This window comes from Dokdonella sp. (assembly GCF_044227025.1).
Taxonomy (GTDB): domain Bacteria; phylum Pseudomonadota; class Gammaproteobacteria; order Xanthomonadales; family Rhodanobacteraceae; genus Dokdonella_A.
Window position 1 is genome coordinate 326,596 of the sequence record NZ_JBGAFX010000003.1, and the last position, 15,140, is coordinate 341,735.

11 protein-coding genes and 2 tRNA genes are annotated in these 15,140 nt (G+C 65.6%); 9 read left to right on the top strand and 4 right to left on the bottom strand.

Going from position 1 to position 15,140, the window contains the following annotated elements; genetic code table 11:
* Positions 1-24 precede the first annotated feature (24 nt).
* From ACILRJ_RS09225 to gyrA, 7 genes are all read left to right on the top strand, one after another.
* Positions 25-4,182, top strand: a complete 4,158-nt coding sequence (locus tag ACILRJ_RS09225) for a pilus assembly protein (RefSeq protein ID WP_395682633.1) — start codon at positions 25-27, stop codon at positions 4,180-4,182.
* Positions 4,183-4,250: 68 nt separating this feature from the next.
* Entirely contained in the window at positions 4,251-4,652 is a 402-nt protein-coding gene (locus tag ACILRJ_RS09230) for a type IV pilin protein (RefSeq protein WP_395682635.1), read from the top strand.
* An 87-nt stretch (positions 4,653-4,739) separates the two neighbouring features.
* Positions 4,740-4,815: transfer RNA gene (locus tag ACILRJ_RS09235), tRNA-Thr, on the top strand.
* 4 nt (positions 4,816-4,819) lie between these two features.
* Positions 4,820-4,894, top strand: a tRNA-Val gene (locus ACILRJ_RS09240).
* A gap of 194 nt (positions 4,895-5,088) precedes the next feature.
* Complete coding sequence (mtnA, locus tag ACILRJ_RS09245; RefSeq protein ID WP_395682636.1) at positions 5,089-6,105, top strand: S-methyl-5-thioribose-1-phosphate isomerase; 1,017 nt, start codon at positions 5,089-5,091, stop codon at positions 6,103-6,105.
* A gap of 9 nt (positions 6,106-6,114) precedes the next feature.
* A complete protein-coding gene (locus tag ACILRJ_RS09250) occupies positions 6,115-6,639 on the top strand; it encodes a GtrA family protein (RefSeq protein ID WP_395682638.1) in 525 nt (174 codons plus the stop codon).
* Between the two features lie 228 nt (positions 6,640-6,867).
* A complete protein-coding gene (gene gyrA, locus ACILRJ_RS09255; RefSeq protein ID WP_395682641.1) occupies positions 6,868-9,528 on the top strand; it encodes a DNA gyrase subunit A in 2,661 nt (886 codons plus the stop codon).
* Positions 9,529-9,698: 170 nt separating this feature from the next.
* On the opposite strand, the gene ACILRJ_RS09260 is transcribed toward gyrA, so the two are convergent.
* Positions 9,699-10,178, bottom strand: a complete 480-nt coding sequence (locus ACILRJ_RS09260) for a peroxiredoxin (RefSeq protein WP_395682643.1) — start codon at positions 10,176-10,178, stop codon at positions 9,699-9,701.
* Between the two features lie 140 nt (positions 10,179-10,318).
* On the opposite strand from ACILRJ_RS09260, the gene ACILRJ_RS09265 reads away from it, so the two are divergent.
* Both ACILRJ_RS09265 and ACILRJ_RS09270 read left to right on the top strand, forming a co-directional pair.
* Positions 10,319-10,756 carry an Hsp20/alpha crystallin family protein gene (locus tag ACILRJ_RS09265; RefSeq protein WP_395682645.1) on the top strand — a complete coding sequence of 146 codons (438 nt, stop codon included), beginning with the start codon at positions 10,319-10,321 and terminating at the stop codon, positions 10,754-10,756.
* A 164-nt stretch (positions 10,757-10,920) separates the two neighbouring features.
* Positions 10,921-11,808, top strand: a complete 888-nt coding sequence (locus ACILRJ_RS09270) for a DnaJ C-terminal domain-containing protein (RefSeq protein ID WP_395682647.1) — start codon at positions 10,921-10,923, stop codon at positions 11,806-11,808.
* Positions 11,809-11,941: 133 nt separating this feature from the next.
* Here ACILRJ_RS09270 and pilH read toward each other — a convergent pair whose 3' ends face one another.
* The 3 genes from pilH to lpdA all read right to left on the bottom strand — a co-directional run bounded on the left by pilH (position 11,942) and on the right by lpdA (position 15,098).
* Positions 11,942-12,310 carry a twitching motility response regulator PilH gene (pilH, locus tag ACILRJ_RS09275; protein WP_395682649.1) on the bottom strand — a complete coding sequence of 123 codons (369 nt, stop codon included), beginning with the start codon at positions 12,308-12,310 and terminating at the stop codon, positions 11,942-11,944.
* Between the two features lie 63 nt (positions 12,311-12,373).
* Entirely contained in the window at positions 12,374-13,369 is a 996-nt protein-coding gene (locus ACILRJ_RS09280) for an oxidoreductase (RefSeq protein WP_395682651.1), read from the bottom strand.
* 307 nt (positions 13,370-13,676) lie between these two features.
* A complete protein-coding gene (lpdA, locus tag ACILRJ_RS09285; RefSeq protein ID WP_395682653.1) occupies positions 13,677-15,098 on the bottom strand; it encodes a dihydrolipoyl dehydrogenase in 1,422 nt (473 codons plus the stop codon).
* Positions 15,099-15,140 lie beyond the last annotated feature (42 nt).

The following is a 15,140-nucleotide window of genomic DNA, read 5'->3' on the forward strand; positions in this document are numbered from 1 at the left end:
CAGAGACTGTCTGAGGATTCGATCATGCAAGCAAAGTCCCGTCGTTTTCTCGCGCTGGCGGCGCTGGGTTGCGGCATCTGCCTGCTGGGCAGCATGTCCACGGACCTGAACGCGCAATCCGTCATTGCCCCCGGCACGATCGACCTGGTGGCGACGCCACCGGAACTGACGACCTCGGTCAATCCGAACATTGTCGTGACGTTCGACGATTCGGGTTCGATGGCGTCCAATTTCATGGGCGACAACCGTCCGTTCGACGGCGGCTCCTGGACGGGTCCATGGCGCTGCGCGGGCGTGATCGATCCGCGCGCGACCAGCGGCATTGGCACGCGCGCAATGAACGGCGTGTACTACAACCCGAACGTGCTCTATACGCCACCGATCAGGGCGGACGGGACGCAGTTCCCGAACGCGGATGCGACGCTCGCCTCCGTGTGGGCCGACGGCATCGCGGTGAATCGCCCGCTTGCGCCGGTCACGCCCGCTGCCCCCGCCTACAACAACAATATGAATGATTCGGGCAACGGCAACGACAATCGCCGCACGATCATCAACGGGATCAAGTCGGGGACGACCGACCGTCGTTGGCAATGCGGCTATGGCACCTATCCGACTGCGTTCGCGGGCGGCGAAAACATCAACAACGGCGGTCCGTACTATTTCCGGCTCAAGACCGGCCTGACGATCCCGCTCGACGCGTTCGGCGATCCGACCGGCCCGAGCGGGACTGCAGGGACGGGCCAGAACGTCCTCTACAACGTCGCCAACTGGGAAGCGGTGGTGGTTCCGAACGCGGCCGCAACGATCGAAGGCGTTTCGGTCAACCAGTGGCAGAACTTCGCGAACTGGTACGCGTACTACCGTACGCGCAACATCATGACGCGCTCGGCGCTGTCGCGCACGTTCGCGAAGTTCTCCGGCAATGTGCGCGTCGCCTGGCAGAACATCAACAACGGCACCTACAAGCTGCCGGCCGCCGCCATAATCACCCAGTTGCTCGACAAGGCCGGCGTCGCTTGCTCGACCATCAGCCCTTCGTTTTCATTCGGTGCGGGCAGCCAGCCGGACTGCTATCGCAGCGCATTCTTCAACTGGGTGTTCCAGGTCGGCGCCAGCGGCAACACGCCCGATCGCGAGTCGACGATCCGTGCCGGCGAGTTTTTTACGCGGGGCAACAGCTCTGACCTGAAAGATCCGTACTGGCAGCTTGCCGATCCCAGCGTCGGCGCTTCGGCGCGCGAACTCAGCTGTCGGCAGAACTTCCACATGCTGGTCACCGACGGCTACTGGAACGAAGGCAACCCGACCGCGCCGGGTGGCTTTTTCGGTGTGCAGGGCGCACCGACGTTGCCGGACGGCGTTGCGTTCACCCATGACACCCCATCACGGGCCTTTTGGGACGTTCCGGTGTCACCCACCGGAACGTGCGGTGCAACCGGAAGCACCGATTGTTACCCCTCGCTCGCTGACATCGGTTTCTACTACTGGGCGAAAGACCTGCGCACCGACCTTGCCAACAAGGTCAGGCCGTATGTGCCGGACAAGACCACCGGCGTGACCGGCAGCGTGCCCCTCGGCGTCGATCCGCTCGCGAACCGCGAGATCTACTTCAACCCGGCCAATGATCCCGCGTCATGGCAGCATGTGGTGCAGTTCATGGTGACGCTCGGCATCGCCGGCCAGTTGAACTATGCGAATGACCCCGATTGCGCCAATCCGAACAGTGACCTGTGCAAGTTGCGCAAGGGCCAGACGAACTCGAGCGGAGCCATCGGCTGGCCGATTCCGGCGCGCAACGATCCGCGCGCGATCGATGACACCTGGCACGCGGCCGTCAACTCGCGCGGCTCGTATTTCAGCGCGAGCAACCCGGGCGACCTCGTCACCCATCTGGAAGCGATCATCAACAGCGTGCTTTCACGCGGCGCGTCGTCGACTCCGGTCACGCTGTCGCTGCCTCTGGCCACTGCCGGCAACGCGGCATATGCAGCCGGTTACGACAGCACCGACTGGTCGGGCTCGCTGGTGCGCGAAGACGTCGATCCGGTCACCAACGCAGTCGGTGCCCTGGCGCCATGGGATGCCGGTTGCCTGCTGACCGGCGGCACGTTCGACAAGGCCCTTCGCAAGTGCACGCCGCCGAGCGGTGGACCGTGGGTTGCGCCGCCGGGCTATCCGAGCACGGCGCGCAATCCGGACAGCCGTCGCATCTTCACGTCCAAGCGCGATGCGCTCGGCAATACCACGGGTGTGCCGTTCCGCTGGGATACTGCGGCGCTGGGCACCGAACTGGTCGATGGACTGAATCAGAAGCCGACCAACGCGACGCTGTGCAATGCCGCCACCAATGCGGTCGCCTGCGACGCGTTCGGCGCCAACCGTGTCGACTACATCCGCGGCGTCCGCATGAACGAGGCGACCGCTTCGCCGCGTTTCCGCACCCGCAGTTCGGTGCTCGGCGCGATCGTGAACGCGAGCCCGCGCTATGTGTCCTCACCCCGTTCGGACTACCACGACGCCTATCCGATCGGAACGCCGGAGCAAGTCGCGTACCGCGCGAACCATGCCAACGGCTACGCCACTTATCAGTATGGCAATCGTTCCCGCAAGCCGATGGTCTATGTCGGTTCCAACGATGGCATGCTGCATGCGTTCGATGCCTCCACCGGAGTGGAGAGCTGGGCGTACGTGCCCAGCACCCTGATCCAGAATCGCCGGCTCGCACGGTCCACCGCCGATACCGCGGGCCTGACCCCGGGTGTCGATGCGCAACCGATCGAGAACGACGTTTTCATCAACGGCGCCTGGCGCACGTACATCATCGGCTCGTTGCGTCTGGGCGGCCGCGGCATCTATGCGCTCGACGTGACCGACATCGCATCGAGTGGCGACAGCGAGTCGGCTGTGGCGAGCCGGATCAAATGGGAGTTCAACAGCGGCCCGACCCGGGCGCCAGCCAGCGTGCCGAGTCCTGATCCGGTTTGCGCGGCGGGCGCGACCAGTTGCCCGTCGCTCGGTTACACGTATGGCTCGGGCAATGTCGCGCGCATCCGCGCGGGCAACCGATGGGTCGCTGTGGTGTCGAGCGGCTATTTCCCGTCCCTCTCCGGCGATGCGGCCAATCCGGATGACGCGAACGAACCCGCTGCCAAGCACACCTCGCTGCTGGTCATTGACCTCGCGACCGGCAAGCTGGTTCGGGAAATCCGCACCGACATCGCGCCTCAGGTGCGCCCGGCCGGGTTCAAGACCTATGGTCTGTCCACGCCGGTCGTCGTCTCCAGCGGTGCGCAGTTCCAGATCGACGATTTTGTATATGCGGGAGATCTCGCCGGCAATCTCTGGCGGTTCGATCTGAGTGACGCGAATCCGCTCAGCTGGAAGGTCGACCTCATGTTCACGACCTATGGCGATGGCGGCGCGGCCAATGCAGGCGACCAGCCGATCGTGTTCAATCCGACCAAGCTGTTGGATCCGGTCACCCGCCGGCCCGTGATCATCGTGGGTACCGGCAAGTACCTTGGCCGCGACGATCGCACCAGCGCGATACCGCAGCAGGCGTTCTACGGCATTCGCGACTACGCGGGATCGGCCTCGTATCCGGTGCGCGTGAATCAGTTGCTGACGCAGAAGATGACGCAAGGCGCCACGTCGCCTCTGGGTATTGCCCAGCGCCAGAACACCGGCTTCGACCCGCCGGCGACGACCATGACGGCGGCTACGCCGTTCATGATCGTGAAATCCTTTGACGCCGGGGGCAATCCGGTCCGGACCCGCGTGCGTGCGAATGGTTGGCGCCTGCCGTTGAACATCCCCGGCGAACCGGGTGAGCGCGCCGAACGTCGTCCCGTGCCGCTGTACGCACCGAACGTCGCGATCCTGTACACGATGATCCCGAAGGGTGACGATCCCTGCGATCCGGGTCGCCGCTTCGCACTGATGTTCGTCGATGGCGGCAGTGGTGGTTCGATATCGCTTACGGGCGCTATCGGGCCAGTGGTTGGCAGCGATGCGCCGCTTCCCGAGATTCAGGCGGGACCTGAGGGCGAGCCCCGATTGCCGCCCGGAGGAGGAAACTTGCCGGTAGGCATGCTGGCTGCGTTGAATCAGGCGGTTCAGGCGGCCTCTCCGTTCATGCCATGGCACCGCGGCGCCTGGAAGGAACTGCTCGACCTGCAATAAGGACGCCGAGGATGGCGGGCCATGCGGGCCCGCCATCTGCTTCATGCAAATCTAAAGGGGCTTGAGCGATGAACACCCGGGGCAAAGGTTTCACCTTGATCGAAATGCTGGTCGTGGTCGCGATCGTCGCGATCCTCGCCGCGATCGCGTATCCCGCCTACCAGAACTACATCCAGCGCACGCGGCGGGCGGACGGAAAAGAACTCGCCATGCGCATCGCGTCGGCTGAAGAGCGCTATTTCACCAACAAGAATGCCTACAGCTCGAGCCTTGCGACGCTCGCAGTCAATTCGACGTCCGAAAAAGGCTACTACACGGCGGCCGTTGCCCTTGGCAACGCGGATCAGACGTATGTGATCACGCTTACACCGCAGGGCGTCCAGGCGGGCGACAAGTGTGGGAACCTGACGATCAACAACACCGGCTTCAAGGACAAGAGCGGCAACGAAAACAACGGAAAGTGCTGGTGATTCCAGTCGTGTAGGTGAGCCTGCGCGGGTGGTTGGCGATCGCCTGGTTGTCGCTTGCGGCCCAAGTGTCTATACTCCGCGGCCCTCGCCGGAGTAGCTCAGTTGGTAGAGCGGCGCATTCGTAATGCGTAGGTCGGGGGTTCGATTCCCTTCTCCGGCACCATGACGGGCGGTTAGCTCAGCGGTAGAGCATTGCCTTCACACGGCAAGGGTCGCAGGTTCGATCCCTGCACCGCCCACCACATCTCGCAGAGCGGAGCTTGCTCCGCTGCTTCTGCCGATCCGGCGGCACGCGTTCACGCGTACGCCCTGCAGCGCGCATGAGCCTTTGGCCGAGCAGGCTCGGCTCTAGAGCGGCGGGAAGCGGCCGGGCCGGGTAGAGCGGAGCTTGCTCCGCTGCTACGCTCGGCAAATTCCTCGCCCGTTTGGGTCGCCGATGTCCCAGCAATCCCACGATTCGATTCGCGCCGTTCTCTGGCGGGATGACCACCTGCGCCTGCTCGACCAGCGCATGCTGCCGCGTGAGGAGGTTTACGTCGACTGCCGAACGTCGGACGACGTCGCGCAGGCGATCCGCGACCTCGTCGTGCGAGGCGCGCCGGCGATCGGCATCGCGGCGGCGTGGGGCGTCGTGCTCGCCGCGCAGCGCAACCCGGGTGGGCTGGGTGCGGCGCTCTCGCACCTGCGCGCGGCGCGGCCGACGGCGGTGAACCTGATGTGGGCGCTCGACCGCATGCAGCGCGCAATCGCGCGTGGCGCCGATGCGGGCGCGCTTGCGGTCGAGGCGCAGGCGATCCAGGACGAGGATCTCGCCGCGAACCGGCGCATGGGCGACCTCGGCGCAGCCCTGATCGCGCCGGGTAGTGGGGTGTTGACCCATTGCAACACGGGCTCGCTCGCCACGGCAGGCTTCGGCACCGCGCTCGGCGTCATCCGTGCCGGCGTCTCGAGCGGGCGCATCGCGCAGGTATTTGCGGGCGAGACCCGTCCGTGGTTGCAGGGCGCGCGCCTTACCGTGTGGGAACTGGTGCGCGATGCGATCCCGGCGACACTGATCGCCGATTCCGCTGCGGCCCATCTGATGGACACGGGCCGGGTGCAGTGGGTCATCGTCGGCGCCGATCGCATCGCCGCGAACGGCGACACCGCGAACAAGATCGGCACCTACCAGCTTGCGATCGCCGCGCGCCACCACGGCGTGAAGTTCATGGTCGTCGCGCCGTCGTCGACGGTCGATATGGCGACCGCGAGCGGGAAGGACATCGAGATCGAATTGCGTCCAGCAGACGAACTGTTGGGCTACGCGGGACAGCGCACCGTCATCGAGGGTGCGCGCGCGTGGAATCCCGTTTTCGACGTCACCCCCGCCGCGCTCATCGATGCGCTCGTGACGGAGCGCGGCGTGGTCGAGCGACCGGATGCGGCGCGCATGGCCGCGTTGTTTGCAGGCTGAGGCGTCGCGATGGCGCTGCATCGGCAGATCCTGCTGTTCGCGGTCAGCGGCGTGCTCGGCTTCGTCGTCGACGCCGGCATCGTGCAGTTCCTCGTGCGCGAGTTCGCGGCGAATCCGTACGGGGCGCGCGTGATTTCTTTCCTCGCCGCCGCGACGACGACCTGGGGCTTCAACCGCAAGTACACGTTCGCCGGCCACGGTGGTGGCAGCCGGCGGCGCGAACTCGCGCGCTACCTGGTCGCGATGGCGGCCGGATTCGCGCTCAACTACGGCGCCTATGTCGCGTGCGTGATGCTGTGGCCGCTGGTGCGGCACTGGCCCGCGATCGGCGTCGCCGCCGGCTCGGTGGCTGGCGCACTGGTCAACTTCCTCAGCTCCAAATACTGGATCTTCCGGCCTGCTGTTGCAGGCTCCTCGCGAATCGCGCGGGATGACGCCAACGGAAGGCCGAACGAGCGCCGCGAAGGCGGGAATCCGGCGACGTCGACGCGTCTGGAAACCAGTGGCACGGGATTTCCGCTTTCGCGGGAATGACAGCATCAGCTGGTCGATCGGCACAGCTCCAAGTCCCGCTGAAATCAGGGAAAACCGCCTCTTCGAGAGGCCTCGCTGTGGTATCATTTCGTGTTGCTTTGAGCGCCTGCGGGCGGCATCAGCCGATGCCTTCCGCACCCGCGCCGGACACCGTGTTTCCGCCCGCGGAGACGACGCGATCCGGGGCGTTGCGCGCACCTCCCGAATTGGACTTGCCGAGGTTCCCCGATGGCTGAGCTGGCCAGAGAAATCATTCGCGTCAACATCGAGGACGAAGTCAGGAGGAGCTACCTCGACTACGCGATGAGCGTGATCGTCGGGCGCGCGTTGCCCGATGTGCGCGATGGCCTCAAGCCGGTGCACCGCCGCACCCTGTACGCGATGCACGAGTCGAACACCTCGTGGAATCGGCCGTACGTCAAGTGCGCGCGCGTCGTCGGTGACGTGATGGGTAAATACCATCCGCACGGCGATTCCTCGATCTACGACGCGCTGGTGCGCATGGCGCAGGATTTCTCGATGCGCTACACGCTCATCGACGGCCAGGGCAACTTCGGCTCGGTCGACGGCGACGAAGCGGCGGCGATGCGCTACACCGAGTGCCGACTCGAACGGTTGTCGTCCGAATTGCTCGCCGACATCGACAAGGAAACCGTCGACTACCAGCCGAACTACGACGAGAAGGAACTCGAACCGACCGTCCTGCCGACGCGCATCCCGAACCTGCTCGTCAACGGTTCGGCCGGCATCGCGGTCGGCATGGCGACCAACGTGCCGCCGCACAACCTCAGCGAGGTGCTGTCGGCGTGCATCGCGTTGATCGACGATCCCGAAATCGGCTTCGACGACATCCTGCGCCTGGTGCCGGGTCCGGACTTCCCGACCGCGGGCATCATCAACGGGTCCGCCGGCATCGTCGAAGCGTACCGGACCGGTCGCGGTCGCATCCTCGTGCGCGCGAAGTGCGACATCGAGAGCGAGGACAATGGCCGCGAGACGATCATCGTCACCGAGCTGCCGTTCCAGGTGAACAAGGCGCGCCTGATCGAGAAGATCGCCGAGCTGGTCAAGGAAAAGCGCATCGAGGGCATCACCGAGCTGCGCGACGAATCGGACAAGGACGGCCTGCGCGTCGTCATCGAGGTGCGTCGCGACACCTCCGCCGACGTGCTGCTCAACAACCTGTTCCAGCAGACCCAGCTGCAGGTCACGTTCGGCATCAACATGGTCGCGCTCGTCGACGGCCAGCCGCGCACGCTCGGTCTGCGCGAGATCCTCGACGCGTTCATCCGCCATCGGCGCGAAGTCGTCACGCGCCGCACGATTTTCGACCTGCGCAAGGCGCGCGCACGCGCGCACATCGTCGAGGGCCTGACCGTCGCGTTGGCGAACATCGACGAGATGGTCGACCTCATCAAGACCTCGCCGTCGCCGGACGAGGCGAAGCAGCGCATGCTCGCGCGCCGCTGGGAGCCAGGCATGGTGAGTGCGCTGCTCTCCGCGGCCGGCGCGGATGCGTCGCGCCCCGAGGATCTCGATCCCGCGGCCGGGCTCAAGAAGGACGGCTACCAGCTGTCGGAGATCCAGGCCAAGGAAATCCTCGAGATGCGCCTGTCGCGCCTGACCGGGCTCGAACAGGAAAAGCTCAGCGACGAGTACAAGGACCTGCTGCACACGATCGCCGGCCTGATCGAGATCCTCGAGAATCCCGAAGTGCTGCTGAAGATCATCCGCGACGAGTTCGTCGCCCTGAAGGAACAGTATGGCGACGCGCGCCGCACGCTGATCCAGCAGAGCCAGGAGGATCTCGACATCCTCGATTTGATCGAGCCGGAGGATGTCGTCGTCACGTTGTCGCATGCGGGCTACGCGAAGCGCCAGCCGGTGAGCATCTATCGTGCGCAGCGCCGCGGCGGCAAGGGCCGCTCGGCGACGAACATGAAGGACGAGGACTTCATCGAGCGCCTGTGGATCGCCAACACGCACGATACGCTGCTGGTGTTCACCAGCGCGGGTCGCGTGTTCTGGCTCAAGGTCTACAAACTGCCCGACGCAGGTCCGAACGCGCGCGGAAAGCCGATCGTGAACCTGCTTCCGCTCGAGGCGGACGAGAAGGTACAGGCGATCCAATCCGTGCGCGACTACGCCGAAGACCGCTACGTGTTTTTCGCCACGCGCAATGGCACGGTCAAGAAGACGCCGTTGCCGGAGTTCGAGTTCCAGTTGCAGCGCGGCAAGATCGCGATCGGCCTCGACGAGGGCGATGCGCTGGTCGACGTGCAACTGACCGACGGCGGCCACGACATCATGTTGTTCGCATCGAACGGACGCGCCGTGCGCTTCGCCGAGGATGAAGTGCGCTCGATGGGACGCAATGCCGGCGGTGTGCGCGGCATTCGTCTGGCCGACGGCGCGCAGGTCGTGTCCCTGCTCGTGGTCGAACATGCGACCGAGCAGGATGACGGCGATGACGATGCGGGCGAGCCGGCAGAGGGCGATGTGCTCGTCGAAGAAGGGACTTCGAACGAACTCTGCGTGCTGACCGCTACCGAACGTGGCTACGGCAAGCGCACGCCGCTGTCGAAGTATCCGCGCAAGGGTCGTGGCATCCGCGGCGTCATCGGCATCCAGTGTTCCGAGCGCAACGGCAACCTTGTCGGTGCGACCCTGCTCGACGACACCCACGAGGTCATGCTGATCTCGAACCAGGGCACGCTCGTGCGCACGCGCGCGGCGGAGATCGCGCGGGTCGGTCGCAACACGCAGGGCGTCACGCTGATTCGCCTGCCGGCGGACGAGTCCCTCGTCGGCATCGTCAAGGTCGACTCGCTCGGCGAAGACGAAGACAACGGTTCGGGCAACGACGACACGCCATCCGGCGAGTCCTGACGCACCACTGCGGCAAGCAGTGCCTTCTGTGGGAGCGGCGGAAGCCGCGATGCTTTTCTGGTCGAAGCGAAGAGCATCGCGGCTTCCGCCGCTCGCGCGCTGGGCGCCGCTCGCGCAGAGCGCGCCATCGATGAGGAGAGCGGCGGAGCACGCTCCCCTGTGAGGATCGATCAGGCGATCGCAGCGAGCATCGCTTCCGCGCTCGATACCTTGAATTCGCCAGGCGCTTCAACCGCGAGTTGCTTCACCACGCCGTCTTCCGCGTACAGCGCGAAGCGCTTGCCGCGCAGGCCCATTCCGTACTTCGTCGCGTCCATCTCGAGGCCGAGGGCGCGGGTGAATTCGCCATTGCCGTCGGCCAGCATCATCAGGCCATCGGGCACGCCTTGCGACTTCGACCACGCATCCATGACGAAGGCATCGTTGACGGCGAGGCACGCGACATCGATGCCGCGCTGCTTGAACGCGTCGTGCTGCTCGATGTAGCCGGGCAGGTGGCGTTCGGAGCAGGTCGGCGTGAACGCGCCCGGCACGCTGAACAGGAGGACCTTGCGGCCGCCGAATATCTGCGCGGTGGTGATCGCCTGCACGCCGTCCTTGAGGACGGAGAGGCTTGCCGAGGGAATGGGTTGGCCGATCTGGATCGTCATGTTCGTCGCACTCGTGGGCGGGGCAGGGATGGGGATCATACGCGCCAGCGCCATCCGCTGCGGCTCTTGAAACGCGATCCGTCGAACTTATCTATCCGTCATCGCGGCGCGTGCTGCCGCCCCCATTCGCGGAGAGAGTCATGATCGTCACCCACTACAACCCCTGGTTCGTGCGCGGCAACCTGCAGGCGAAGCAGGCGCTGGACCGCTTCTTCGGCAATGACAGCACCACCGCCGAGCAGCCCGAGCGTGCATGGACGCCGCGCGTCGACGTGCGCGAGGAAGCCTCGCGCTTCGTGATCCTCGCCGACCTGCCGGGCATCGATCCGGCGGATATCGAGATCCAGATGGAAAGCAACGTGCTGACCCTGAAGGGCGAGCGCAAGGCGGACGCACTTGGCGAGGATGCCAAGGCGACGCGCAGTGAGCGTGGGTACGGGCGTTTCGACCGCCGATTCGTCCTGCCGGAGGGTACCGACGCGGAAGGCATCAGCGCCGCCGGCAAGCTCGGCGTACTCGAGATCACGATCCCGAAGAAGGTGCAGGTCGCGCCGCGGCGCATCTCGATCAACGGCTGAGTGGGCCGGCGCTGCTAAGCTGGACCGCGGCGAGCGCCGACGGTCTTGACACAACCGGCCTGCGGCCTTGTCCGCGGGCCGGTTGTGTTCGTGCGATCGTTCGTGATTGCGGCGATCCGGAGTTCCGCGGCCGCACTTCTCAATGAAAAGCCCCGGGGACGTGGATGGAGTTCAAGGACTACTACGACATACTTGGCGTGAAGCCGGGTGCGACCGACGCGGAGATCAAGTCGGCGTATCGCAAGCTCGCGCGAAAATACCACCCCGACGTCAGCAAGGAAGGCGGCGCCGAGGACAAGTTCAAGTCGGTCAATGAGGCGTATGAAGCGCTCAAGGAGCCTTCGCGTCGGCGCGCCTATGACCAGTTGCGTGCGGGCGGCTATCGTGGCGGCGACGAGTTCCGTGGTCCGCCACCGAACTGGCAGGGCGGCGCCGACTTCAGCGGAGGTGATGGAGAATTCGGCGACTTCTTCGAGTCGCTGTTCGGCGCGCGCGCGGGCGGTGGAAGGCACGCGGGGCCGCGTCGCGGGCGCGACGTGCAGGCGCAGCTCGTAATCGACATGGCCGTCGCCTACAGCGGCGGCAGCCAGCGCATCAGCCTCGGCGACGGCCATGGCGAACGCACGCTCGAGGTGAAGATTCCCGCTGGCATCACGTCGGGTCGGCAGATCCGGCTTGCGGGCCAGGGCAACGCCGGCGCGCACGGCGGGCCGGCAGGCGATCTGATCCTGGAAGTCGTCCTGCGCGAGCACGAGCACTTCCGGCTCGATGGCAACACGGTGCTGTCGACCCTGCCGGTGTCGCCGTGGGAAGCAGCACTCGGGGCGACGGTGACGGTGCCGACCCTGGCCGGAAACGTCGAGCTGCGAATCCCGCCGGGTTCCGATGGTGGACGCAAGATGCGCCTGCGTGGTCGTGGCTGGCCGGGCAAGGTCACCGGAGACCAGATCGTGACGCTCGAAGTGCGCGTGCCGAAGGCGGAAAGCGATGCGCAGCGCGAACTGTTCGAACAGCTCGCACGGGAATACGCGGACTACGACCCGAGGGCGTGAGCCCGCGCGCGGACGCTACAACCCCTCCCCTTCAGGGGGAGGGTGGGGTGGGGATGGTGTTCGTGTCCGAACGTACCAAAGCCATCGCGGCTTCCGTCGGTCCCACAGGGAAGCGATGCGATGCCACTGCGCTTCAAGCCGCGGGCAGGTATTCCTTGATGACGCGCGTGAGCTCCGCGTCGTCGATCGGCTTGGTCACATACGCCTTCGCGCCCTGGCGCATGCCCCAGACGCGGTCGGTGTCCTGGTCCTTGGTGGTGACCAGCACGATCGGGATATGGCTTGTCTTCGGATCCTTCGAGATCGTGCGCGTGGCCTGGAACCCGTTGAGGTTCGGCATCACGACATCCATCAGGATCAGGTCCGGCAATTCGCGCTTGGCGACTTCGACGCCGGCGGCGCCGTCTTCAGCCGTGATGACTTCATGGCCGAGCTTCTCGACCGTGCGCTTCATTCCCACCAGTTGCGACGGTGAATCGTCGACGATCAATACTCTGGACATGTTGCGGTTTCCCCTGTTGAAGGGTCCATTCTAGACGCGGTCCGGCACCCCGGCAAAGTCCGCTCAGCCGATCTTGACGACCGTCCGGCCGAGTGAAGCTCCGGCGAGCATCCTATCGAAAATCGCCGGCAATTCGGCAAGTCCGGCTTCGGTCTTGGCGATCTCGTTCAGGTGAGCAGGTTTCCAGTCGCCGGCAAGGCGTTCCCAGACCTGTTCGCGAATCGGCCGGGCGGTGCCCGCCGAGGCGATACCGAGCAGGCTGAGGCCGCGGATGATGAACGGCATGACGGTCGTGGCGAGGTCGGCCGAAGCGGCGAGGCCGCAGCTGGCGATGCTGCCGTAGGGCCGGATCACGCGCGTCAGGCCGGCCAGCATGTCGCCGCCAACGTTGTCGATCGCGCCGGCCCAGCGCGCGGTTTCGAGCGGCCGCTGGCCCCAGTGCAGGCCTTCGCGCGCGATGCACTGCGTCGCGCCGAGGCCGATCAGCCAGTCGAACTGCTCGACCTTGCCGGTGATCGCATGCGCCTCGAACCCGGCGCGGGTAAGGATGTCGATGGCCAGCGATCCGACGCCCCCGGTCGCGCCGGTGACGACGATCGGCCCCATCTGTGGCGTCTGGCCATTGCGCACGAGCTGGAACAGCGACAGCGCCGCGGTGAAGCCGGCGGTGCCGAGCGCCATCGACTCGCGCAGGGTCAGTCCGGTCGGCAGCGGGATCGTCCACTTCGATTCGAGCCGAGCGTATTCGGCATAACCGCCGTCACGCGTTTCCGACAGGCCGCAACCGGTGCACAGCACCGCGTCGCCTTCCTTGAACGCGGGATCCGTCGATGCGGCGACGTAGCCGGCGACGTCGATGCCGCCGTTGAGCGGAAACTGGCGCAGGATCTTGCCCTTGCCGCTACCGGCGAGCGCGTCCTTGTAGTTGACCGAGGAGTACGCGACCTTGATCAGTACTTCGCCCGGCGATAGATCGTCTGCGCGCATCATCTCGACGCCGGCGCGGTAGCCATCCTTGTCGTCGCGGATGCGGAAGGCCTGGAAGGGCAACGAAGTCATGGGCCGAATTCTCCTGCTCGTCTTTCCAGAAAAAGCTGGAATCCAGCTTTTCGGTTCACGGCAGGCTCGGGTAGATATCCTGCCACTTGGGATCTTCCGTTTCGATCAAGGCGATCTTCCAGGGACGCTTCCATGCCGTGATCGCGTTGTCTCTCAGGATCGCGGACTCCGTGGTCTCGGCGCGATCGCGCGCTCAATGCGCTGGCGCCCGGCGCGATGCCGGCAGGAGAAAGAACCTCGCCAAGAGCGAGAGAACCGCCAGCAGTACGTACAGCGGCGGTTTCTCGACCGACCCCATCCTGTCGCCTCAATTGGCCTTGTGGATCGCGCGCTTGTCGACCGCCATCGCGGCTTCGTGCACGGCTTCGCTCAGGGTCGGGTGCGCGTGCACGATGCGCGCTAGATCCTCGGCGGAACCCTTGAACTCCATCGCCACGACGCACTCTGCGATCAGCTCTGACGCATTCGCGCCGACAATGTGGCAGCCGAGGATGCGATCGGTTTCCGCGTGTGCGATGACCTTCACGAAGCCGGCCGGCTCGTTCATCGCGACGGCACGGCCAACCGCGGCGAACGGGAAACTGCCTGCCTTGTACGGAATGTTCTCGGCCTTGCACTGCGCCTCGGTCTTGCCGACCCAGGCGATTTCCGGTTCGGTGTAGATGACCCAGGGGATCGTGTCGAGGTTGACGTGGCCGGCCTTGCCCGCGATGAGTTCGGCGACGGCAATGCCTTCCTCGAAGCCCTTGTGCGCGAGCATCGGTCCGCGCACGCAGTCGCCGACCGCCCACACACCGTCGACGCCAGTCCAGCAGTGCTCGTCGACGACGACGCGGCCGCGCTCGTCGAGCTTGACGCCGGTACCGTCGCCTAGCAGGCCGTCGCTGTACGCACGGCGCCCGACCGCGACGAGCAGCTTGTCGACGACGAGCTGCTTCTCACCGTCCTTGCCGGTGTAGGTGAGCTGCACTTCGCTGCCCTTGACCTCGGCCTTCGACAGCTTCGCGCCGAGTTCGATCTTCAGGCCCTGCTTGCTGAATTCGCGCGCGGCGATCTTCGCCACTTCGGCGTCGGCTACGGCGAGGAAGTCCGGCAACGCCTCGATCACGGTGACGTCGGCGCCGAGACGCTTCCATACGCTGCCGAGTTCGAGGCCGATCACGCCCGCGCCGATCACGCCGAGGCGCTTGGGCACGGCGTCGAATGCGAGTGCGCCCGCATTGTCGACGATTGCCTTGCCGTCGAACTTCGCGAACGGCAGCTCGATCGGCACCGAGCCGGTCGCGATGACGACGTTGGTGCCCACGATCGTCTGCTTCGCGCCGTCCGGAGCGGTGATCTCGACCTGACGGTCCTTGAGCAGCTTGCCCTTGCCGAGGAACGAGGCGATCTTGTTCTGCTTGAACAGCATCGCGACGCCGCCGGTGAACTGCTTCACGATCTTGTCCTTCCGGCCGACCATCGTCTTGACGTCGATAGCGGCGTCCTTGGTCGTGATGCCGTGCACGTCGAAGTGCTGGGTCAGGTTCCAGAACTGCTTGGACGAATCGAGCAGCGCCTTCGAAGGGATGCAGCCGACGTTGAGGCAGGTGCCCCCGAGCGCGGCCTTGCCGTCGGCGCCGGTCCAGGCGTCGATGCAGGCGGTCTTGAGGCCGAGCTGCGCGGCGCGAATCGCGGCGTGGTAGCCGGCGGGGCCGCCCCCGATGACGATGACGTCGAACTGATCCATACGAAGGTCCTTCGAATATTCAAGGTTGGCGAAGGAGGGCTG